Origin of the sequence: Enterobacter sp. CM29 (genome assembly GCF_013179605.1) — a bacterium.
In the GTDB taxonomy this organism is placed as follows: Bacteria; Pseudomonadota; Gammaproteobacteria; order Enterobacterales; family Enterobacteriaceae; genus Enterobacter; species Enterobacter intestinihominis.
Window position 1 is genome coordinate 1 of sequence record NZ_JABMCU010000032.1, and the last position, 21,662, is coordinate 21,662.

Here is a 21,662-nt window from a genome sequence, read left to right on the forward strand (position 1 = left end):
AATTAAACATTGAGGGTGAAGAGCAAATTGAAGCCCTTCGCCGCCGCCTGCGCGCCATGGAGCGCGACGGCCAGCTGGTCTTTACTCGTCGCCAGTGCTACGCGCTGCCAGAACGCCTCGATCTGCTGAAAGGCACCGTTATTGGTCATCGCGATGGCTTCGGCTTCCTGCGCGTGGAAGGCCGTAAAGACGACCTGTACCTCTCATCCGAACAGATGAAGATGTGTATTCACGGCGACCAGATCCTGGCGCAGCCGCTGGGTGCAGATCGTAAAGGCCGCCGCGAAGCGCGCGTGGTCCGCGTGCTGGTGCCGAAAACCAGCCAGATTGTAGGCCGTTACTTTACCGATGCGGGCGTAGGCTTTGTGGTGCCGGACGACAGCCGTCTGAGCTTCGACATTCTCATCCCGCCTGAAGAGGTGATGGGCGCACGCATGGGCTTTGTGGTAGTGGTTGAACTTACCCAGCGCCCGACCCGCCGTACCAAAGCGGTAGGTAAAATCGTCGAAGTGCTGGGCGATAACATGGGCACCGGCATGGCCGTTGATATGGCGCTGCGCACCCATGAAATTCCTTACGTCTGGCCGAAAGCGGTTGAAGACCAGATCGAAAACCTGCGTGAAGAAGTGCCGGAAGAGTCCAAAGCAGGCCGCGTGGATCTGCGCGATCTGCCGCTGGTCACCATTGATGGTGAAGACGCCCGCGACTTCGATGATGCCGTGTACTGTGAGAAAAAACGCGGTGGTGGCTGGCGTCTGTGGGTGGCTATCGCGGATGTGAGTTATTACGTACGTCCACACACGCCGCTGGATAACGAAGCGCGCAGCCGCGGTACGTCGGTCTACTTCCCGTCGCAGGTTGTACCGATGCTGCCAGAAGTGCTCTCTAACGGCCTGTGTTCCCTCAACCCGCAGGTGGACCGCCTGTGTATGGTCTGCGAAATGACCATCTCCAGCAAGGGTCGTCTGACGGGCTATAAGTTCTACGAAGCGGTGATGAGTTCTCATGCGCGCCTGACCTATACCAAGGTCTGGCATATGTTGCAGGGCGATCAGGATCTTCGCGAACAGTACGCGCCGCTGGTCAAACACATCGAAGAGCTGCACAACCTCTACAAAACGCTGGATCAGGCGCGCGAAGAGCGCGGTGGGATTTCGTTTGAGAGTGAAGAGGCGAAATTCATCTTTAACGCTGAGCGTCGTATCGAGCGAATCGAGCAGACTCAGCGTAACGATGCGCACAAGCTGATTGAAGAGTGTATGATCCTGGCGAACATCTCGGCGGCACGTTTCGTTGAGAAAGCCAAAGAGCCTGCTCTGTTCCGTATTCACGATAAGCCAACCACGGAAGCCGTAACCTCGTTCCGTTCCGTGCTGGCCGAACTCGGCCTGGAACTGCCTGGCGGCAATAAGCCTGAGCCACGCGATTATGCCGAGCTGCTGGAATCCATCAGCGATCGTCCTGACGCGGAAATGCTGCAAACCATGCTGCTGCGTTCCATGAAGCAGGCGATTTACGATCCGGAAAACCGGGGCCACTTTGGTCTGGCGTTACAGTCGTATGCGCACTTTACCTCGCCGATTCGCCGTTATCCGGATCTGTCCCTGCACCGTGCGATCAAGCATCTGCTGGCGCACGAGCAGGGTCACAAAGGCAATACGACCGAAACCGGTGGGTATCACTACTCCATGGAAGAGATGCTGCAACTGGGCCAGCACTGTTCCATGACCGAGCGTCGTGCGGATGAAGCAACGCGCGACGTGGCGGACTGGCTGAAGTGTGACTTTATGCTGGATCAGGTGGGTAACGTCTTTAAAGGTGTGATTGCCAGCGTCACCGGCTTTGGCTTCTTCGTACGTCTGGATGAGCTGTTTATCGACGGTCTGGTGCACGTTTCCAGCCTTGATAACGATTACTACCGCTTCGACCAGGTCGGACAACGTCTGATCGGTGAATCCGGCGGTCAGACCTACCGTCTGGGCGATCGGGTGGAAGTGAAGGTAGAAGCCGTGAATATGGACGACCGTAAAATCGACTTCAGCCTCATCTCCAGCGAACGGGCTCCGCGTAACGTCGGGAAAACCGAGCGTGAGAAAGCGAAAAAAGGCGGCAACGGTAAAGCGGGCGGCAAGCGACGTCAGGCAGGTAAAAGAGTAAACTTTGAGCCAGACAGCGCCTTCCGTGGCGAGAAGCAGCAGAAGCCCAAGGCGGCGAAAAAAGACGCTCGTAAAGCGAAAAAACCGTCGACCAAGACCCAAAAAATAGCGGCCGCAACCAAAGCGAAGCGCGCGGCGAAGAAACAGCAGGCGGAGTAATTTCCCCTCACCCTGACCCTCTCCCCAACGGGGAGAGGGACAATATTTATTACGAGAACCATCAATGAGTGAAATGATTTACGGCATCCACGCGGTGCAGGCCCTGCTGGAGCGCGCGCCGGAGCGTTTTCAGGAAGTTTTTATTCTGAAAGGGCGTGAAGACAAACGTCTGATGCCGCTGATCCACGCGCTGGAAGCGCAGGGCGTCGTGATCCAGCTGGCGAACCGTCAGTATCTGGATGAGAAAAGCGAAGGTGCTGTACACCAGGGCATTATCGCGCGCGTGAAGCCGGGCCGTCAGTATCAAGAGAACGATCTGCCGGATCTGATCGCTGAGCTGGATAACCCGTTCTTCCTGATCCTCGATGGCGTAACCGACCCGCACAACCTGGGCGCGTGCCTGCGTAGCGCCGATGCAGCAGGCGTGCATGCGGTAATTGTGCCAAGAGATCGTTCCGCGCAGCTTAACGCTACCGCTAAAAAAGTGGCCTGCGGCGCGGCGGAAAACGTTCCGCTGATCCGCGTGACTAACCTGGCGCGCACCATGCGTCTGTTGCAGGAAGAGAATATCTGGATCGTCGGCACGGCCGGTGAAGCGGATCACACTCTGTATCAGAGCAAAATGACCGGCCGTATGGCGCTGGTGATGGGGGCAGAAGGTGAAGGCATGCGTCGCCTGACCCGCGAGCACTGCGATGAGCTGATCAGCATTCCGATGGCGGGCAGCGTGTCGTCCCTGAATGTTTCTGTTGCGACGGGTATCTGCCTGTTTGAAGCGGTGCGTCAGCGCGGGTAGCCTGTTGTGCCGGGTGGCGGCTTCGCCTTACCCGGCCTACAAAAGCATGGTACCGTAGGCCCGGTAAGCGCAGCGCCACCGGGCAACAATCTCACTCCTCTAACGACCACAAATGGTCATCCTTTCTCAGCGTCATCAGCGCGAAAATACTCACCACCGCCGTTGCCATCACGTAGTACGCCGGAATATCCAGATTGCCCGTCTCTTTAATCAGCCCGGTAATGATCAGCCCCGCACAGCCCGAGAAGATCGCATTCGACAGAGAATAGGCCAGCCCAAGCCCGGTATAACGCACGCGCGTCGGGAACATCTCAGACAGCATAGCCGGCCCCGGCCCTGCCAGCATCCCAACCAGACCTCCAGCAATCAGCACCACAATCGCTTTGACAGCCAGCGTGCTGGACTCCGCCTGCAAAATTTTCAGCAGCGGCAGGGCGAGGATCAGCAGGAGCACGGTGGCGATAATCATCACCGTCCGCCGCCCGATCCTGTCGCTCAGCATGCCCGACGGAATGATCGTGAACGCAAACCCAATGTTAGAAATCACCGCAATCAGCAGCGCCTGGTTAAAACCGGTGTGCAGCGCAGATTGCAGATAGGTCGGCATAATCACCAGATAGGTATAACCCGCCGCAGACCAGACCATCACGCGACCAATGCCCATCAGAATGGTTTTGAACGTGGCGGCGGTGCTGGCCTGAGTAACAACCGGTTTTTCCCGTTGCTGCACAAAGCTCGGTGTCTCTTCCATGCTTACCCGCAACCATAGCGCGACCGCACCCATCGGCAACGCCAGGAAGAACGGAATGCGCCAGCCCCAGTCGTGCAAGGCTTCAGGGGAGAGAAGGGCAGAGAGCAACGCGACAATGCCTGCGCCTGCTAACAGCCCGAGCGCCACGGTGAAGGACTGCCATGCCCCGTAAAGACCGCGCTTGCCGCGCGGGGCGAACTCCGTCATCAACGAGACCGCGCCGCCATACTCACCGCCCGCGAACAGTCCTTGCAGAATACGCAGGAGTGTAACGATCAGCGGCGCGGCAATCCCGATACTGGCGTAGACCGGCACAATACCGATGGCAGCGGTGGCGAGCGTCATCAATACCAGCACAATAATCAGCGTCGGTTTACGGCCAATCCTGTCGCCAATGCGGCCAAAGACCACCGCACCCAGCGGGCGGAATAAGAAAGCGATGGCGAATGAGGCCCAGGTGAGGATCAGGCTGGTGAGCTCCGCTTCCCCCTCAAGCTGGAAGAAGTTTCTGGCAATCACCGTTGCCAGAAAACCATAGACCGCAAATTCATACCACTCGATGAAATTACCGATGGAGCCTGCAATTAATGCACGCTTGTGCGCATCCTGTTGCATAACGATCCTCACAAAAACGGGGTAAGAATAAATTATTCAGCATTAGTGAAGTAATGAAATAGTTTATTCTTATGTTCTGTGAGCTATTTCACGAATGATATCAACACGATCGTCATCGTGTGACCCCCCTCCCATGCAGCGTGCATGCTCTCTGTCCATACTTATCTTTATTGCCAATGAAAGGAGGGAGACAGCATGCACTGGCAGACACATACCGTTTTTAATCAACCTGCACCGCTATCGAACAGCAACCTTTTTCTCTCTGATTGCGCCCTGCGCGATGCGGTAGCGCGCGAAGGGGCTGAGTGGGATGTGGATCTTCTTGCCAGCATCGGCCAGCAGTTGGGTACGGCAGAGTCGCTGGAGCTGGGCAGACTGGCGAACGTTAATCCGCCGGAGCTGCTGCGTTATGACGCCACGGGAGCGAGGCTGGATGACGTCCGCTTTCATCCGGCATGGCATCTTCTGATGCAGGGGCTTTGCGCCAACCGGGTGCACAACCTGGCGTGGGAGGAGGAGGTGCGGAAAGGATCGTTCGTCGCCAGGGCCGCGCGTTTCGTACTTCATGCTCAGGTGGAGGCGGGAACGCTTTGCCCGGTGACCATGACCTTTGCGGCCACGCCGCTGTTGCAACAGTCGCTGCCCAAACCGTTTCATGAGTGGTTAACGCCGCTAATGAGCGATCGCTACGACCCCCATCTCGCGCCGGGGGCGCAAAAGCGCGGCCTGCTGATCGGCATGGGGATGACGGAAAAGCAGGGCGGTTCGGACGTACTCAGTAATACTACCAAAGCAGAGAAATGCAGCGATGGCAGTTACCGACTGGTGGGGCACAAATGGTTTTTCTCCGTGCCGCAGAGCGATGCGCATCTGGTGCTGGCGCAGGCGAAGGGCGGGTTGTCCTGCTTTTTTGTCCCGCGTTTCTTACCCGACGGGCAACGTAATGCCGTGCGCCTTGAGCGTCTGAAGGACAAGCTCGGCAACCGCTCAAATGCCAGCAGTGAGGCTGAATTTCTTGATGCTTCCGGCTGGCTGCTGGGCGAAGAGGGGGAAGGCGTCCGGCAAATTCTGAAGATGGGCGGGCTGACGCGCTTTGACTGCGCGCTGGGCAGCCACGGACTGATGCGCCGTGCGCTCTCGGTGGCGCTTTATCATGCCCATCAGCGGCAGACCTTCGGCAAAAATCTGATCGACCAGCCGTTAATGCGCGACGTGCTAAGCCGTATGGCGCTGGTGCTGGAGGGACACACGGCACTGCTGTTCCGACTCGCACGGGCGTGGGACAACCGCAACGACCCGCAGGAAGCCGCATGGGCGCGGCTTTTCACTCCGGCGGCAAAATACAGCGTCTGCAAAGCGGGTATACCGTTTGTGGCAGAGGCAATGGAGGTGCTGGGCGGTGCAGGCTATTGCGAAGAGAGTGAGCTTCCGCGGTTGTACCGTGAAATGCCCGTCAACAGCATCTGGGAAGGCTCTGGCAATATTATGTGCCTGGATGTACTGCGCGTGCTGGCGAAGCAGCCGGGCATTCTCGACCTGCTCGCCGATGATTTCGCGCAGGTCAAAGGTCAGGACAGGCACTTCGATCGCAGCTGGCGTCAGCTACAGCAGAAGCTGCGGAAACCGCAGGAAGCGCAGGGCAGGGAGATCGCGCAGCAGCTCTTTTTACTCGGGGCCGGAAGTCAAATACTGCGGCACGCATCGCCGCCCGTGGCGCAGGCGTGGTGCCGCATGATGCTGGATACCCGGGGCGGCACGCTGATGAGCGAGCAGGTGCAAAACGACCTGCTGCTGCGCGCCACGGGCCGGGTCGGTTAAGCCTTCAGCTGGAACAGGCTCACCAGCCGGGTGAGATGTGAACCCTTCTCGCGCAGCGTCTGTGCTGTCTGCTCGCTGCGTGAGATGCGATCGGCATTGATGTGCGATGCCTCACCGATGTGCGTCATTGCCAGATTCACCTGGCCAATTCCCGCCGACTGCTCGCGGGAGGCGTGGTTGATCTCAGTGACAAGCTGGCTGATGTTATCGATATGAACAATGATGGCATCCATCGCCAGACGCGTCTGCTCAGACAGCGCATGGCCTTCGCTCACCTTGTTCAGCGTATCCCCAATCAGCTGTTCAATCTCTTTTACCGCGTTGGCGCTGCGTGCGGCCAGGGCGCGTACCTCTTGTGCCACCACTGCGAAACCTTTCCCGTGCTCGCCCGCCCGCGCCGCTTCAACCGCCGCATTGAGCGCCAGGATATTGGTCTGGAAAGCGATGGACTCAATCACGCGGGTGATGTCTTCAATGCGTTTCGATGCATCGCGAATATCATCCATGGTGGAGACTGCGTGGGTCACCGTCTCTCCACCCTGATGCACCGCGCGCGAGGTTTCACCCACCAGCTGCTGCGTTTGCTCCATGTTGGCGGCATTTTGCTGCACGGTGGCGGCTAATTGCTCCATGCTGGCGGAGGTCTCCTCAACGCTGCTGGCCTGCTTGTTGATCTGTTCAGAGATCTCGCCGGTGTCTGAAGCCAGCGCGTTAGTCCCCAGATGGATCTCGCTTGCGGCCTCGCGGACCTGCAACACAATTTTTTGCAGGCCTTCCCCGATCCCGTTGATGGCGTCAATCAGCTGGCCGACTTCATCCTGGCGGGTAACCGGCAGGCTGGCGCGCAGATCGCCTGCGGCATACTGCCGGGCAAGCGCGATCACCTCGCGCAGTGGGCGGGTTAGCATCCGGCGAATGAGGATAACGAACAGGCCCGCGAAGAGAGCGGATAGCACCACGCCCGCCATCAGGAAGCGATCGCGCAGTGTGGTGACGCTTGAAAGCAGTACGGCTTTATCCACTTCACCCACGATGGTCCAGTTCCAGCCCGGCAGCGGCGTGTAGGCAACTTTGAGCGTACGGCCATCCGCGCTCACGCGTTCCAGCGTGCCGGCTTTATCACTCAGAAGCTGCTGCTGTGTCGCCGTGTCCCAGTTAGGCAGTTTGCCCTCTTCGCTGGCATGGAACAGATACTGTCCGCGCGTTTTGCCGCTACTGCGATCCAGTACAAAGAAGTGACCGCTCTCGCCCAGACGACGGTTAAGGATTTTCTCGCGCATGACGTTCCACGAATGGGTGATGTCCACGCCGACAAAGATAATCCCGATAACCTGGCCTTCCGCATTCTTAACAGGCTGGTACTGCGTGATATAGCGCTTGCCGAACAGCAGCGCGAGGCCACGATAGACCTCCCCTTTAGTGACGGCGGCAAATGCCGGGCTGGTGGTATCAAGAACGGTTCCGATGGCGCGGTCGCCATTCTCTTTGCGCAGCGACGTCGCCACGCGGACAAAATCGTTACCGCTGCGGACAAACAGCGTCGAGATGGCTCCCGTTCGGCTCAGGAAGTCATCAGAAAGCGTATTGTTTTCATGCAACTCCGTTTCGCCGCCTTTCAGCAAAGGAACGGTAAGCCCATTTATGGTCCGGCTCTGGCTACTGTCGCTGTTCAATGGCTGTGGCAAAAAGGTGGTGAACAGACGGGTATAGCTTTCAACTTCTTCGCTCAGGCTGGTGTTGAACATCTCTACCATATCCACCATGCCGTTGGACTGGTTATGCAGGTCTTCAACCGCAAGATCTTCAAGCTGCTGGCTGGCGTTGTGGCTCAACAGGAAAGTGAACAGCAAAAAAAGCGTAGCGACACTTACAGCTGTTAGCAGCGATAGCTTCGTGCCCAGTCCTGCCCGGCGGAAAAAGGTGATCATAAATTGCTCATTATTGAAAAGTGATGGCTGTTCAACGGCAGAGCGGAGAGAACGTTTATCTGTTTAATGTAACTGAATGTTACGCGTTTGTTTTTATTGAGTTTCTGGAGAGATAAAAAATTTGCAAAAGTGAAAAGCCACTAAAATTAAGTGGCTTTTATCGGAGGGGATTATGCATAAAGAATGGCCTGCACGCGCCAGTGATTAACATGGTGATCTTCCTGCATCTGGACGATACGATACCAGGATGCGCCCTGTTCATCCGCCTTCAGGGCGACGACACGTTCAACGTCTTGCGGACTCCCCGTGATATTATTGACGGAGATCTGACCAATCTCATTCAGGCCCGTGACGCAATCCGCGCTGGCAAATTCAGCCGACTGCGCCGTGGTGCTCAGCAGGCCCGCTGAAAGCAATAGCGTCGTTAAAGCAAGGGTTCGTTTCATCGTCAGCTCCTTTTCACGTGTCTCCGGTATCCGCCGGGCAATCCTTCGCGAATAAACTCATTTCCATTGTTGCTGGCATGGAGTTTATTGTGGACAGGAAAATGTCTACGGACGCAAAGCAGTGTAAAGGTCGTTCAAATGATGATGCTCACTTACGGTACAAAATGCCTTGTGCATACCACTGTCCCGTAATAATGGTTTCATCAATCATCGTGATGACGTAATAATCTGCTTTTGCGGCAACGGCCTGTGCTTCAATTGCGTCTTCTGCATCATCCGGTGAACCGCGAACCATCGCGGATACGGTTCCCAGGCGTTGTAATCCTTCCGTCTGATTACGACGAATTTCCTGAGGATGATCGGTAACCGGCGGTGCCGGTTCTGGCGTACCCTGCAATACGGAACATCCGCTGAGCAGTGAGACCAGCAATAAAGCGGTAAGCCTGCGCATAAACCTGTCTCTTTTCCTGATAGCCATAGTGTAGTGGTCTGCGAATTTAGTTTTGGGGGAATGTTCCCGAAGTGTTATCTGGGACGTAGATTTCGAATGAAAATATCGTGAAACCGTAATCCAGCTCTCAACATTATGAATCATTCATCAGCACAGGATCGACAATGATTGAAATTGAAACTCGCCTGCTTAGTGAGCATGAAATCATCCATGCTTTTCCGGCTGGTAAAGGTGAACAGCCGCTGCCGACGGTAGTTTTCTATCATGGCTTTCTCTCCTCAAAGCTGGTCTACAGCTATTTTGCCGTCGCGCTGGCGCAGGCCGGTTTCCGGGTGGTCATGCCTGATGCGCCGAATCATGGGGCACGCTTTACGGGCGATGAACAGGCGCGGCTGGGGCTGTTCTGGCAAACGCTGCACGGCAATCTGACCGAGTTCGCCGGGCTGCGTGACGCGCTTTTACAGGCCGGGCTGGTGGAGGGGAAACGGCTGGCGGTCGCAGGCGCATCAATGGGCGGAATGACGGCGCTGGGGATCATGGCCAGGCATCCGGAGGTGACGTCCGTGGCTTGCCTGATGGGATCGGGCTACTTTATGTCACTGGCAAAGACGCTGTTCCCGCCGCAGGCACCTCAGGAGATTGAGGCCCTGTTGTCTGAATGGGACGTCAGCCATGCGCTTTCACAGCTGGCCGATCGTCCCCTGCTGCTGTGGCATGGGGATGCCGACGATGTCGTACCGCCCGGTGAAACGTTCCGTCTGCAACAGGTGCTACAGCGTGAAGGGCTGGACAGCAATCTGACCTGCCTGTGGGGTGCCGGTGTCCGGCACCGTATTACTCCGGCTGCGCTGGAAGCCACCGTGGAGTTTTTCCGTCAGCACCTTTAAACGCGCAGCACCGTGACACCCTGATCCTCGAGCTTGCTGAGGATCTCGGGGTTGGCGTTTTTGCCGGTGATCACCATGCTGATTTGCTCGGCGCGGCTGAAAAGCATGCCGGCGCGTTCACCGACCTTGCTGCTGTCGACCAGCACCACCAGTTTACCCACCACGTTGAGCATGTTCTGCTCTGCCATTGCGGTGAGCATATCGGTTTTATACAGGCCATCCGCCGTCAGGCCTTTGCCGCTGGTAAACATCCAGTGCCCGGCGTAGAGGCTGTTTTCACTGTCCTGCGGGCTAAGGGTTATGGACTGGCTCTTGTTATACTGACCGCCCATGATCACCACGCTTTCATGTTCCTGGTCAATGAGATAGTTGGCCAGCGGCAGATAGTTGGTAATGATTTGCACCGGCTTGCCGCACATCTCACGGCCCAGTAAAAACGCTGTCGAACCGCAGTTGATCACCACGCTCTCACCGGGATTCACCAGCTGTGATGCCGCTCTGGCAATCCGCACCTTTTCATCGTGATTCAGCGCCTGGTGAATATTCATCGGCGTCCAGCGTGGACGCTGCTGGCTGATGGCCTCTGCGCCGTTGCGGACTTTTTTCAGCTTGCCGCTTTCATCCAGCTTGTTAATGTCCCGCCGCGCGGTAGCAGGGGAGATCCCTAAACGTTCGATCACTTTCTCGACGGTGATAAACCCTGTTTGCGCCAGGAGTTCCAGTAAAATTTGATGCCGTTGCGCTTCCGTCATGAGCTATTCCGAAAAGAATTGATTTGAAAAGATGATATTTGAAATAGCATGAAATTACTAAATTAAATATGACATCGCCAGACACGGTGTCTGGCGATTGGCTGCACAATCAGAGGAAGGACTTGAACGGCAGGTCTGGCTCAATGGTGAAGCAATCATCAAAACCACGCGGGTAGTGGTACTCGAGATTGTCTTTATCCAGCGGCCAGGTGAACTTGCCGCCAACCTGCCAGATGAACGGCTTGAAACCATACTTGAGTCGGTCTTTTTTCATCTCCCACAGGACGCGGATCTCTTGCGGATCGGCCTGGAAGTTTGACCAGATATCGTGGTGGAAGGGGATCACCACTTTGGTGTTCAGCGCTTCGGCCATGCGCAGCATGTCCGCGCTGGTCATTTTGTCGGTAATCCCTCGCGGGTTTTCACCGTAAGAGCCAAGCGCCACGTCAATCTGGTGCTCGTTACCGTGCTTCGCGTAGTAGTTGGAGTAGTGAGAGTCACCGCTGTGATACAGGGAACCGCCAGGCGTTTTGAACAGGTAGTTCACTGCGCGCTCGTCCATCCCGTCTGGCAGTACGCCTGCGGCTTTCTGGTCGGCAGGCAGGGTGATCAGCGCGGTGCGATCAAAGGCATCCAGCGCGTGAATTTCAACGTCTTTGATTTTCACCACGTCGCCCGGCTTCATCACAATGCAGCGCTCTTTTGGCACGCCCCAGCCAATCCACAAATCCACGCAGGTCTGCGGCCCGATAAAGGGTACGTCGTCCGCGCAGTTTTGCATTACCGCTGCCGCCACGTTCACGTCGATATGATCGTTGTGATCGTGGGTAGAAAGAACGGCGTCGATCTGGCGAATGGCGAAAGGATCAAGCACAAAAGGCGTGGTGCGCAGGTTCGGCTGGAGCTTTTCAACGCCGGCCATACGCTGCATCTGGTGGCCTTTTTTCATCAGTGGATTGCCGTGGCTCTGTTTGCCGGTGCCGCACCAGAAATCAACACAAATGTTGGCGCCGCCTTCTGATTTCAGCCAGATCCCGGTGCATCCAAGCCACCACATCGCAAATGTGCCAGGAGCAACCTGTTCCTGCTCGATCTCTTCGTTCAGCCAGCTACCCCACTCCGGAAAGGTACTCAAAATCCATGATTCACGGGTGATGGTTTTCACTTTACTCATCGTTTGACTCCTGGTTTTAATCAAAAGTAATCATGCTGTGACTTGTTGTGATTAATGCTGTCACTGTTTGAATCGATTTGCAATGGCTGATTTGCGGAAAATTCCCCTCGCCACATCACAGAAAATACACTTCGTCGTTGTTAAGATAACCGCTACATATAATTAATATATTGAAAATTAAGAATTTATTTATCTTTCTGGATCGGTAGTGAAAATCATTACTAACTCCATGGAAATAAATTGCGTGATCCGTCACAAATAATCAAATGCAATCTTGTGGTGATTATTTGTGATTAATAGAGTGATGACACCAACCACACAGGGATTGCCCCTCGTGTTCTCATTTTCTGGAGAGAGTTATGGAGATCCTCTACAACGTCTTTACCGTTTTCTTTAATCAGGTAATGACCAACGCCCCGCTGTTGCTGGGTATCGTGACGTGCCTGGGGTACATCCTGCTGCGCAAAAGCGTCAGCGTGATTATCAAAGGCACCATCAAAACCATCATTGGTTTTATGCTGTTGCAGGCGGGGTCTGGCATTCTGACCAGCACGTTTAAGCCGGTCGTTGCCAAAATGTCTGAGGTATATGGCATTAACGGCGCCATCTCTGACACTTACGCGTCCATGATGGCCACCATCGATCGCATGGGGGATGCGTACAGCTGGGTTGGGTATGCGGTACTGCTCGCGCTGGCGCTGAACATCATTTACGTGCTCCTGCGCCGCATCACCGGTATTCGCACCATCATGCTCACCGGGCACATCATGTTCCAGCAGGCGGGGCTGATTGCCGTTTCTCTCTATATCTTCGGCTACCCAATGTGGACCACGGTCATCTGCACGGCAGTGCTGGTCTCGCTTTACTGGGGCATCACCTCCAACATGATGTATAAGCCAACGCAGGACGTTACTGACGGCTGCGGCTTCTCCATCGGTCACCAGCAGCAGTTCGCCTCCTGGATTGCGTACAAAGTTGCACCGTACCTGGGTAAAAAAGAGGAGAGTGTTGAAGACCTCAAATTGCCTGGCTGGTTGAATATCTTCCACGACAACATCGTCTCCACGGCGATTGTGATGACCCTTTTCTTCGGTGCCATCCTGCTCTCCTTTGGCATTGACGTGGTGCAGGTGATGGCGGGTAAAACCCACTGGACGGTCTATATCCTGCAAACCGGTTTCTCCTTTGCCGTGGCCATTTTCATCATCACTCAGGGCGTGCGTATGTTCGTCGCCGAGCTGTCGGAAGCGTTCAACGGTATCTCTCAGCGCCTGATCCCTGGCGCGGTGCTGGCGATTGACTGTGCGGCTATCTATAGCTTTGCGCCAAACGCCGTCGTCTGGGGCTTTATGTGGGGCACCATCGGCCAGCTGATTGCGGTCGGCATCCTGGTGGGCTGTGGCTCCTCAATCCTGATTATTCCTGGCTTTATCCCGATGTTCTTCTCCAACGCCACTATCGGCGTGTTTGCTAACCACTTCGGCGGATGGCGCGCCGCGCTCAAGATCTGCCTGGTGATGGGCATGGTTGAGATCTTCGGGTGCGTGTGGGCGGTCAAGCTCACCGGCATGAGCGCCTGGATGGGCATGGCGGACTGGTCAATTCTGGCGCCGCCGATGATGCAGGGCTTTGCGTCCGTCGGGCTGGTCTTTATGGCCGTCATCATCCTGATTGCACTGACTTATATGTTCTTCGCTGGCCGTTCGCTGCGAGCTGAAGAAGATGCGGAAAAACAAACAGCAGAAGTTTCTGCTCACTAAGGAGTTTCGATTATGACCGTACGTATCCTGGCTGTGTGTGGCAATGGGCAAGGAAGCTCCATGATCATGAAAATGAAAGTGGACCAGTTTTTAACCCAGTCAAACATTGACCACACGGTGAACAGCTGCGCAGTGGGTGAATACAAAAGTGAACTGAACGGCGCGGACATCATCATCGCTTCAACGCACATTGCCGGCGAGATTAGCGTGTCGGGCAACAAATACGTGGTAGGCGTGCGCAACATGCTGTCGCCTGCGGATTTTGGGCCAAAACTGCTGGAAGTGATCAAAGAGCACTTCCCACAAGACATGAAGTAAGGATGCCACATGAAACTACGTGATTCGCTGGCTGAGAATAACTCCATCCTTTTACAGGCCGAAGCCAGTACCTGGCAGGAAGCGGTGAAGCTGAGCGTGGACCTGCTGGTTAAGGCGGACGTTGTCGAGCCGCGTTATTACCAGGCCATCCTGGATGGCGTGGCGCAGCACGGCCCCTATTTTGTGATTGCCCCGGGGCTGGCAATGCCGCATGGCCGCCCGGAAGAGGGTGTCAAGAAAACCGGTTTTGCGCTGGTGACGCTGAAAACCCCGCTGGTGTTCAACCACGAAGATAACGACCCGGTCGACATTCTGATCACCATGGCAGCTGTCGATGCCAACACCCACCAGGAGGTGGGCATCATGCAGATCGTTAACCTGTTTGATGACGAAGCTAATTTTGACCGTTTACGTGCCTGCCGTACCGCGCAGGACGTGCTGGATTTAATTGATAACGCCACTGCGGCGGCCGTTTAAGAGGAATTGAAAATGTCATTACCAATGTTGCAGGTCGCGCTGGATAACCAGACGCTGTCTCACGCTTACGAAACCACCCGTCTGATTGCGGAAGAGGTGGACATCATCGAAGTCGGCACCATTCTATGCGTGGGCGAAGGCGTTCGTGCGGTTCGTGACCTGAAGGCGCTCTATCCGCATAAAATCGTGCTGGCGGATGCCAAAATTGCCGATGCGGGCAAAATTCTCTCTCGCATGTGCTTTGAAGCCAACGCCGACTGGGTCACCGTGATCTGCTGTGCAGATATCAACACTGCGAAAGGCGCGCTGGACGTGGCGAGAGAGTTCAACGGCGACGTGCAGATTGAACTGACCGGCTTCTGGACCTGGGAGCAGGCACAGGAGTGGCGCGAAGCGGGTATCCAGCAGGTGGTTTATCACCGCAGCCGTGATGCGCAGGCCGCAGGTGTGGCGTGGGGCGAAGCCGATATCAACGCGATCAAACGCCTGGCCGATATGGGCTTCAAAGTGACCGTGACCGGTGGTCTGGCGCTGGAAGATCTGCCGCTGTTCAAGGGTATTCCAATCCACGTCTTTATTGCCGGTCGTAGCATTCGCGATGCGGAATCTCCGGTGGAAGCTGCGCGTCAGTTTAAACGCTCAATCGCTCAGCTTTGGGGTTAAGGAGCGGGTATGTTGTCAAAACAGGTCCCGCTTGGCATCTATGAAAAGGCACTCCCTGCGGGGGAGTGCTGGCTGGAGCGGTTACAGCTGGCGAAGCAGCTGGGTTTCGATTTTGTCGAAATGTCGGTGGATGAGACGGACGAGCGTCTTTCTCGCCTGGACTGGCGCCGCGACCAGCGTCTGGCGCTGGTGAGCGCCATTGCCGAAACCGGCGTGCGCGTGCCGTCCATGTGCCTGAGCGCTCACCGTCGTTTTCCGCTTGGCAGCGAAGATGATGCCGTACGCGCCGAAGGGCTGGAGATCATGCGTAAAGCCATTCGCTTTGCACAGGATGTTGGCATCCGCGTGATCCAACTGGCGGGTTACGATGTTTACTATCAGGAAGCCAACGATGAGACGCGCCGTCGTTTCCGTGACGGCCTGAAAGAGAGCGTTGAGATGGCAAGCCGTGCGCAGGTGACGCTGGCGATGGAGATCATGGATTATCCATTGATGAACTCCATCAGCAAGGCGCTGGGCTACGCGCACTATCTGAACAATCCGTGGTTCCAGCTTTATCCGGATATCGGCAACCTGTCGGCATGGGATAACGATGTACAGATGGAGCTTCAGGCGGGCATCGGGCATATCGTGGCGGTGCACGTAAAAGATACCCGTCCCGGCGTGTTTAAAAACGTACCGTTCGGCACCGGGGTGGTGGATTTCGAACGGTGCTTCCAGACGCTTAAACAGACAGGTTATTGCGGACCTTACCTGATTGAGATGTGGAGCGAAACCGCGGACGACCCGGCGGCAGAAGTGGCGAAAGCCCGGGACTGGGTGCGCGAGCGCATGGCGCGGGCAGGCTTACTGGAGGCGGAACATGCTTAAGCTGAAACAGCAGGTCTTTGAGGCCAATATGGATCTCCCGTGCTATGGACTGGTGACGTTTACCTGGGGCAACGTAAGCGCCATCGATCGCGATCAGGGGCTGGTGGTGATTAAGCCGAGCGGCGTGGCCTATGACGCCATGAAAGTGGACGATATGGTGGTGGTTGACCTGGAAGGACACGTTGTTGAAGGCAAATGGCGTCCTTCTTCAGATACGGCAACCCATCTGGCGCTGTACCAGCGTTACCCGTCCCTGGGTGGTGTTGTGCATACCCATTCCACGCACGCCACCGCCTGGGCACAGGCCGGGCTGGCGATCCCTGCTTTGGGTACGACGCACGCGGACTACTTCTTCGGCGATATTCCCTGCACGCGGGCGTTAACGCAGGCTGAGGTCGAAGGCGAGTACGAACTTAACACCGGCAGGGTCATTATCGAAACGCTGGGTGAGACGGAACCACTGCATACGCCGGGTATTGTGGTGTACCAGCATGGTCCGTTCTCCTGGGGTAAAGATGCGCATGACGCCGTGCATAACGCGGTGGTGATGGAAGAGGTGGCCAGAATGGCGTGGATTGCGCGCGGCATTAACCCACAGCTTCAGGGCATTGATGATTACCTGATGAACAAGCATTTCATGCGTAAGCACGGCCCGAATGCTTATTACGGGCAGAAGTGAATAAGTGCTCTGGAATACCGAAACAGTTGTAACCGGTGGTATTCCGGAGCCATTCATAAAAAAAGCCCCCGGCAGGGGGCAATCATATATAGCTATGATTTTCGTTGGCTTTCCTGGTGCTGGCGATAAAGCGTTACTGGTAAATATCTGCACTGGCGCGCATATTGCCGTTGCTGCCGGGCTCACGTGTCAGTATGACGTGATAGTATTTTGCGCCCTGCGCATCGGTTTCTTCATTAAGCGCCTGATCTGCTTCACTTTCAGTGGCGAAGTTATGATTGATGTAAATAACGCCTAAGCTCTGCACATCATCCATGTTTCTGGCCTGTCGGCTGTCTATCTTGATGGCTGCCATCGCGTTTGCACTGAGCAAAAGCGCAGCCAAAATGGCGAATGCGATTCTTTTCATGATATGCGCTCCACGACTGCGTGCTGTGATATGGGGTAATGCTCTCCTTCTCTGCTTAAGGCTTCTGATTAAAGTGTAATCGCTACTCGGGTTGCGATGGGTGACCATTTCTGATGGTGTTGTTCAAAAAAACAGCGTTTCTGATAAGTGAGATTTTAAATCACCCACTTAGAACAGCTTTACCCTTTGTGCGAATTATTTGTGCAATCACCTTGTGTTTAGCGGGGCGCGCAAGTATTATGACGCGTCAATTTTTCAGCCGACCTTTAACACGTTCCTTGCCTCCCCGGGCCTCGGCTGACCCAGACAGGAGGCTGAATAATCCGTAAGGAGCAATTCGATGCGTCATTACGAAATCGTTTTTATGGTCCATCCTGACCAGAGCGAACAGGTTCCGGGTATGATCGAGCGTTACTCTGCTGCCATCACTGGTGCAGAAGGCACGATCCACCGTCTGGAAGACTGGGGCCGCCGTCAGCTGGCTTACCCAATCAACAAACTGCACAAAGCTCACTACGTTCTGATGAACGTTGAAGCGCCGCAGGAAGTGATTGATGAGCTGGAAACTACCTTCCGCTTCAACGATGCCGTTATCCGCAGCATGGTTATGCGTACCAAACACGCAGTGACCGAAGCATCTCCGATGGTTAAAGCGAAAGACGAGCGCCGTGAGCGTCGCGATGATTTCGCAAACGAAACCGCAGATGATTCTGATGCTGGGGATTCTGAAGAGTAATTTCTGATGACCAACCGTCTGGTGTTGTCCGGCACCGTGTGCAGGACCCCCCTTCGAAAGGTCAGCCCATCAGGAATTCCGCATTGCCAGTTCGTGCTTGAGCATCGTTCTGTGCAAGAGGAAGCCGGGTTTCACCGGCAGGCGTGGTGCCAAATGCCCGTTATCATTAGCGGACACGAAAACCAGGCCATTACTCACAGTTTAACGGTCGGTAGTGCAGTAATCGTTCAGGGGTTCATCTCTTGCCACAAGGCAAAGAACGGCCTGAGCAAAATGGTTCTGCATGCCGAGCAGATTGATTTGATAGATACTGGAGACTAGCCAAATGGCACGTTATTTCCGTCGTCGCAAGTTCTGCCGTTTCACCGCGGAAGGCGTTCAAGAGATCGACTATAAAGATATCGCAACGCTGAAAAACTACATCACCGAAAGCGGTAAGATTGTCCCAAGCCGTATCACCGGTACTCGTGCAAAATATCAGCGTCAGCTGGCTCGCGCTATCAAACGCGCTCGCTACCTGTCTCTGCTGCCGTACACTGATCGTCATCAGTAATCGGGCACGGTCCATTAATACGACTTTAAGAGGATAAGGTAATGCAAGTTATTCTGCTTGATAAAGTAGCAAACCTGGGCAGCCTGGGTGATCAGGTAAACGTTAAAGCGGGTTACGCTCGTAACTTCCTGGTACCACAGGGTAAAGCTGTTCCAGCTACTAAGAAAAACGTAGAGTTTTTCGAAGCACGTCGTGCTGAACTGGAAGCCAAACTGGCTGACGTTCTGGCGGCTGCTAACGCTCGCGCTGAAGCAATCAACGCACTGGGCACCGTTACCATCGCGTCTAAAGCTGGCGACGAAGGTAAACTGTTCGGTTCCATCGGTACCCGCGATATCGCTGATGCAGTCACTGCAGCAGGCGTTAAAGTGGCTAAGAGCGAAGTTCGCATGCCGAACGGCGTTCTGCGTACCACTGGTGAGCACGAAGTTGACTTCCAGGTTCACAGCGAAGTGTTCGCTAAACTGGTTGTTAACGTAGTAGCTGAGTAATTTTTTACTCTGCTCACGTCGAAGCGCCGGCCTTGTGCCGGCGTTTTGCTTTTTAGCGTGACCCTACGTCATGTTTTGCGATTGTAAGGTCGCTATTCCTGATGCATTCTCTGATAATAAATTGAAACGCAATTTTATTTATGAGATTTGTCATGGATACCGCTCTGCCCACGCCCGTCTTTGCCCGTCGAAATGTGGCCTATGCCTGCGCCACGCTCTGCTGTCTGCTTTGGGGAAGCTCATACCCGGCCATTAAAAGCGGCTACGAACTCTTCCAGATCGCGACCGATGATATTCCGTCCAAAGTCGTCTTTGCTGGATACCGTTTTCTGTTTGCCGGTGCGTTGCTGCTGCTCTTTGCCCTGGCCCAACGTAAACCGATTGGCAGGCTCACACCCACGCAGTTTGGTCAGCTCACGATCCTCGGGCTGACCCAGACCACCATCCAGTACACCTTCTTTTATATCGGCCTTGCTTACACCACCGGGGTGAACGGTTCGATCATGAATGCCACCGGGACCTTCTTCAGCGTGCTGCTGGCGCACTTTATCTACCACAACGACAAACTCAGCTATAACAAAACGCTGGGCTGTGTTCTGGGCTTTACCGGCGTGATGCTGGTGAACTTCCACGGCGGGTTAAGTGATTTCCAGTTTGTCTGGCAAGGTGACGGATTTGTGGTGCTGGCGGCCTTTATTCTCTCTGCGGCTACGCTTTACGGGAAACGCATTTCCCAGACCGTTGACCCGACGGTGATGACGGGATGGCAGCTGGCGATAGGCGGGGCGGCACTGGTTGCGGGAGGCTATGCCACGGGCGGGGCGCTGGAGGTGCACAGCATGAAGGCCGTCGCCGTGCTGGGGTATCTGACGCTGCTCTCATCCGTGGCGTTCGCCCTGTGGAGCGCGCTGCTGAAAGTGAACCGCGTGAGTATGATTGCCCCGTTCAACTTTGTCATACCTGTAGCAGGAACGGTGCTCTCCGCCATATTCCTCGGCGAAGACATTCTGGACATCAAATACGCGATTGCGCTGGTGCTGGTCTGCTCGGGGATCTGGTGGGTGAATAAACGTCGTGCCTGAGAACAAAAGTGCCGGGGGGCGGCTTCGCCTTACCCGGCCTGGGCTATTAACGTGCTCTGATAAAACTGCCGTCCGGCTGGCGGGTAAACAGTACCTGCTGCCCGTTTCCGGTATCGATCGTTAACCCGGTCACCACCCCACTGGCATTCTGGCGGATCTGCACCATCTGACCATTTTGCAGGTTGCTGAGCGGCTTGCCTGCCCCCTCGACTTGCGCCATGGCATACACATCCGTTGCAGGCAGGCTGTGGTCGCGGAACAGCTGAGCAAGGGTTTTCCCTGGCTCTACGCGATACGAACGCCACTGCTGCTCAATGCCGGTGGGCTGTTGCGCCTGTGGCTCTGAAGGGGCGGCGGCCTGCTCCTGATCTTCCTGAACAGGTTCAGGTTCAACCGGCGCAACCTGGCCCGGATCGTTAGACGGTGTGACCAGTTGCGTCTGCATCGGCTGTGAATCAGGCTGCGGCTGGCTTTGCGACTGGATATCCAGCTCAGCATTGCGGCTTACCGGCCCGGTATCAACGTTGTCACTGCCGGAAGGAAGCAGGAAACCGATGACCATCAGCAACGCGCCGATGATAATGCCTCTGCGGTGCAAAGGCGGCAGCGGGTCCATGATGCGAAAGTTATCCGGCGCATGCCAGATTTTCGCCAGGGTAGGTTTCAGTTCAAATCGCCCGGGCATGGCTCTCCTCCTGCTCCGCGTCTTTTTATCCTGTCCTGAGAAGTGTAGTTTGCTAACTGCCTGATGGGCGTAACAAAGCCAGCTTTCGTGACATATATTAGGGAAAATCCTGACGGCTACTATTGTTTCCGTTTCGTCGCAGTTTGTCACCTTTACTTAAGACAAAGTTTTACCCATAAGGGCATGGCTGATATGCTGCCCGCTACTTTAAATGTGATGGAAGGAAAACCCATGACCACCCCGACTTTTGACACTATCGAAGCGCAGGCAAGCTACGGCATCGGCTTGCAGGTAGGACAGCAGCTGAGCGAATCCGGCCTGGAAGGTCTGTTACCGGAAGCGCTGGTGGCGGGTATCGCTGACGCGCTGGAAGGCAAGCAGCCCGCTGTGCCGGTTGACGTTGTGCACCGTGCGCTGCGTGAAATCCACGAACGTGCTGACGCCGTACGTCGCGCGCGTTTCGAAGAGATGGCGGCAGAAGGCGTGAAATATCTGGAAGAGAACCGTGAGCGTGAAGGCGTGAACAGCACCGAGTCCGGCTTGCAGTTCCGCGTAATCAATCAGGGTGATGGCGCAATCCCGGCGCGTACCGACCACGTTCGCGTACACTACACCGGTAAGCTGATCGACGGCACCGTGTTCGACAGCTCCGTCGCGCGTGGCGAACCGGCTGAATTCCCGGTCAACGGCGTGATTGCAGGCTGGATCGAAGCCCTGACCCTGATGCCAGTAGGTTCAAAATGGGAACTGACTATCCCGCACAACCTGGCATACGGCGAGCGTGGCGCTGGCGCGTCCATTCCGCCATTCAGCACCCTGGTGTTTGAAGTCGAGCTGCTGGAAATCCTGTAATCGGTTTTTCTTATTTTCCTCTCTCCGATCGGGGAGAGGAAAATAGCGATAAAACCTGGAGTTACGACGGAATCAACATTTTGTATTGCAAACGAAACTGTTACGTGTATTTTTGTGAGCTGTTTCGCGCTGTATGAGTGATATGACACTCACT

General features: G+C 55.4%; 24 protein-coding genes. 16 read left to right on the forward strand and 8 right to left on the reverse strand.

What is annotated here, in order from left to right; all coding sequences use genetic code 11:
• On the forward strand, positions 1 to 2,315 hold a 2,315-nt coding region (rnr, locus tag HP459_RS06320), incomplete at its 5' end, for a ribonuclease R (protein WP_171936029.1).
• Positions 2,316 to 2,379: 64 nt separating this feature from the next.
• Complete coding sequence (gene rlmB / locus HP459_RS06325) at positions 2,380 to 3,111, forward strand: 23S rRNA (guanosine(2251)-2'-O)-methyltransferase RlmB (protein ID WP_003856001.1); 732 nt, start codon at positions 2,380 to 2,382, stop codon at positions 3,109 to 3,111.
• 91 nt (positions 3,112 to 3,202) lie between these two features.
• On the opposite strand, the gene HP459_RS06330 is transcribed toward rlmB, so the two are convergent.
• The gene (locus HP459_RS06330) at positions 3,203 to 4,477 is read right to left on the reverse strand and encodes an MFS transporter (RefSeq protein WP_171936030.1); all 1,275 of its coding nucleotides are present in this window, start codon (positions 4,475 to 4,477) and stop codon (positions 3,203 to 3,205) included.
• Between the two features lie 195 nt (positions 4,478 to 4,672).
• On the opposite strand from HP459_RS06330, the gene HP459_RS06335 reads away from it, so the two are divergent.
• A complete protein-coding gene (locus tag HP459_RS06335; RefSeq protein ID WP_032625196.1) occupies positions 4,673 to 6,295 on the forward strand; it encodes an isovaleryl-CoA dehydrogenase in 1,623 nt (540 codons plus the stop codon).
• Here the strand turns inward: HP459_RS06335 and HP459_RS06340 are convergent.
• The 3 genes from HP459_RS06340 to bsmA form a co-directional block, all read right to left on the reverse strand.
• Entirely contained in the window at positions 6,292 to 8,223 is a 1,932-nt protein-coding gene (locus tag HP459_RS06340) for a methyl-accepting chemotaxis protein (protein WP_063849824.1), read from the reverse strand. The genes HP459_RS06335 and HP459_RS06340 overlap by 4 nt on opposite strands.
• A 170-nt stretch (positions 8,224 to 8,393) precedes the next feature.
• On the reverse strand, positions 8,394 to 8,669 hold the full coding sequence (gene yjfN / locus HP459_RS06345) for a DUF1471 family protease activator YjfN (RefSeq protein ID WP_003856009.1): 276 nt from the start codon (positions 8,667 to 8,669) through the stop codon (positions 8,394 to 8,396).
• 148 nt (positions 8,670 to 8,817) lie between these two features.
• Entirely contained in the window at positions 8,818 to 9,147 is a 330-nt protein-coding gene (gene bsmA / locus HP459_RS06350; protein ID WP_003856011.1) for a biofilm peroxide resistance protein BsmA, read from the reverse strand.
• A 137-nt stretch (positions 9,148 to 9,284) separates the two neighbouring features.
• On the opposite strand from bsmA, the gene yjfP reads away from it, so the two are divergent.
• Complete coding sequence (gene yjfP / locus HP459_RS06355; RefSeq protein ID WP_046620999.1) at positions 9,285 to 10,007, forward strand: esterase; 723 nt, start codon at positions 9,285 to 9,287, stop codon at positions 10,005 to 10,007.
• On the opposite strand, the gene ulaR is transcribed toward yjfP, so the two are convergent.
• Together ulaR and ulaG are read right to left on the reverse strand one after the other, a co-directional pair.
• Positions 10,004 to 10,759 carry an HTH-type transcriptional regulator UlaR gene (ulaR, locus tag HP459_RS06360; RefSeq protein ID WP_171936031.1) on the reverse strand — a complete coding sequence of 252 codons (756 nt, stop codon included), beginning with the start codon at positions 10,757 to 10,759 and terminating at the stop codon, positions 10,004 to 10,006. The genes yjfP and ulaR overlap by 4 nt on opposite strands.
• A gap of 109 nt (positions 10,760 to 10,868) precedes the next feature.
• Positions 10,869 to 11,933 (reverse strand): L-ascorbate 6-phosphate lactonase, encoded by a 1,065-nt coding sequence (ulaG, locus tag HP459_RS06365; RefSeq protein ID WP_023299142.1) that lies wholly within the window; start codon positions 11,931 to 11,933, stop codon positions 10,869 to 10,871.
• Positions 11,934 to 12,292: 359 nt separating this feature from the next.
• On the opposite strand from ulaG, the gene ulaA reads away from it, so the two are divergent.
• The 6 genes from ulaA to HP459_RS06395 are packed head-to-tail and all read left to right on the forward strand — an operon-like array spanning position 12,293 to position 16,700.
• Positions 12,293 to 13,693, forward strand: coding sequence for a PTS ascorbate transporter subunit IIC (gene ulaA / locus HP459_RS06370; protein WP_023305301.1), 1,401 nt, complete (start codon positions 12,293 to 12,295; stop codon positions 13,691 to 13,693).
• Positions 13,694 to 13,705: 12 nt separating this feature from the next.
• Positions 13,706 to 14,011 carry a PTS ascorbate transporter subunit IIB gene (gene ulaB / locus HP459_RS06375; protein WP_171936032.1) on the forward strand — a complete coding sequence of 102 codons (306 nt, stop codon included), beginning with the start codon at positions 13,706 to 13,708 and terminating at the stop codon, positions 14,009 to 14,011.
• A 9-nt stretch (positions 14,012 to 14,020) separates the two neighbouring features.
• Positions 14,021 to 14,488: a PTS ascorbate transporter subunit IIA gene (gene ulaC / locus HP459_RS06380; protein ID WP_003856024.1), complete on the forward strand. Its 468-nt coding sequence runs from the start codon at positions 14,021 to 14,023 to the stop codon at positions 14,486 to 14,488.
• Between the two features lie 12 nt (positions 14,489 to 14,500).
• A complete protein-coding gene (gene ulaD, locus HP459_RS06385) occupies positions 14,501 to 15,151 on the forward strand; it encodes a 3-keto-L-gulonate-6-phosphate decarboxylase UlaD (protein ID WP_063841707.1) in 651 nt (216 codons plus the stop codon).
• 9 nt (positions 15,152 to 15,160) lie between these two features.
• Positions 15,161 to 16,021, forward strand: coding sequence for an L-ribulose-5-phosphate 3-epimerase (locus HP459_RS06390; protein WP_022646833.1), 861 nt, complete (start codon positions 15,161 to 15,163; stop codon positions 16,019 to 16,021).
• Complete coding sequence (locus HP459_RS06395) at positions 16,014 to 16,700, forward strand: L-ribulose-5-phosphate 4-epimerase (RefSeq protein WP_171936033.1); 687 nt, start codon at positions 16,014 to 16,016, stop codon at positions 16,698 to 16,700. Before HP459_RS06390 ends, HP459_RS06395 begins: the two co-directional genes overlap by 8 nt.
• A gap of 133 nt (positions 16,701 to 16,833) precedes the next feature.
• Here HP459_RS06395 and yjfY read toward each other — a convergent pair whose 3' ends face one another.
• A complete protein-coding gene (gene yjfY, locus HP459_RS06400) occupies positions 16,834 to 17,109 on the reverse strand; it encodes a DUF1471 family protein YjfY (protein ID WP_023299144.1) in 276 nt (91 codons plus the stop codon).
• A 340-nt stretch (positions 17,110 to 17,449) separates the two neighbouring features.
• On the opposite strand from yjfY, the gene rpsF reads away from it, so the two are divergent.
• The 5 genes from rpsF to HP459_RS06425 all read left to right on the forward strand — a co-directional run bounded on the left by rpsF (position 17,450) and on the right by HP459_RS06425 (position 19,971).
• On the forward strand, positions 17,450 to 17,845 hold the full coding sequence (gene rpsF / locus HP459_RS06405) for a 30S ribosomal protein S6 (RefSeq protein WP_003856034.1): 396 nt from the start codon (positions 17,450 to 17,452) through the stop codon (positions 17,843 to 17,845).
• 6 nt (positions 17,846 to 17,851) lie between these two features.
• Positions 17,852 to 18,166, forward strand: a complete 315-nt coding sequence (priB, locus tag HP459_RS06410; RefSeq protein WP_022646836.1) for a primosomal replication protein N — start codon at positions 17,852 to 17,854, stop codon at positions 18,164 to 18,166.
• Between the two features lie 4 nt (positions 18,167 to 18,170).
• The gene (rpsR, locus tag HP459_RS06415) at positions 18,171 to 18,398 is read left to right on the forward strand and encodes a 30S ribosomal protein S18 (protein WP_000135199.1); all 228 of its coding nucleotides are present in this window, start codon (positions 18,171 to 18,173) and stop codon (positions 18,396 to 18,398) included.
• Positions 18,399 to 18,439: 41 nt separating this feature from the next.
• Positions 18,440 to 18,889, forward strand: a complete 450-nt coding sequence (rplI, locus tag HP459_RS06420; protein ID WP_006810372.1) for a 50S ribosomal protein L9 — start codon at positions 18,440 to 18,442, stop codon at positions 18,887 to 18,889.
• 152 nt (positions 18,890 to 19,041) lie between these two features.
• Positions 19,042 to 19,971, forward strand: a complete 930-nt coding sequence (locus tag HP459_RS06425; protein WP_023299146.1) for a DMT family transporter — start codon at positions 19,042 to 19,044, stop codon at positions 19,969 to 19,971.
• 46 nt (positions 19,972 to 20,017) lie between these two features.
• On the opposite strand, the gene HP459_RS06430 is transcribed toward HP459_RS06425, so the two are convergent.
• Complete coding sequence (locus HP459_RS06430) at positions 20,018 to 20,656, reverse strand: OapA family protein (protein WP_023299147.1); 639 nt, start codon at positions 20,654 to 20,656, stop codon at positions 20,018 to 20,020.
• 231 nt (positions 20,657 to 20,887) lie between these two features.
• Between HP459_RS06430 and fklB the strand changes: the two genes are divergently transcribed.
• On the forward strand, positions 20,888 to 21,508 hold the full coding sequence (gene fklB, locus HP459_RS06435; protein WP_008502892.1) for an FKBP-type peptidyl-prolyl cis-trans isomerase: 621 nt from the start codon (positions 20,888 to 20,890) through the stop codon (positions 21,506 to 21,508).
• Positions 21,509 to 21,662 lie beyond the last annotated feature (154 nt).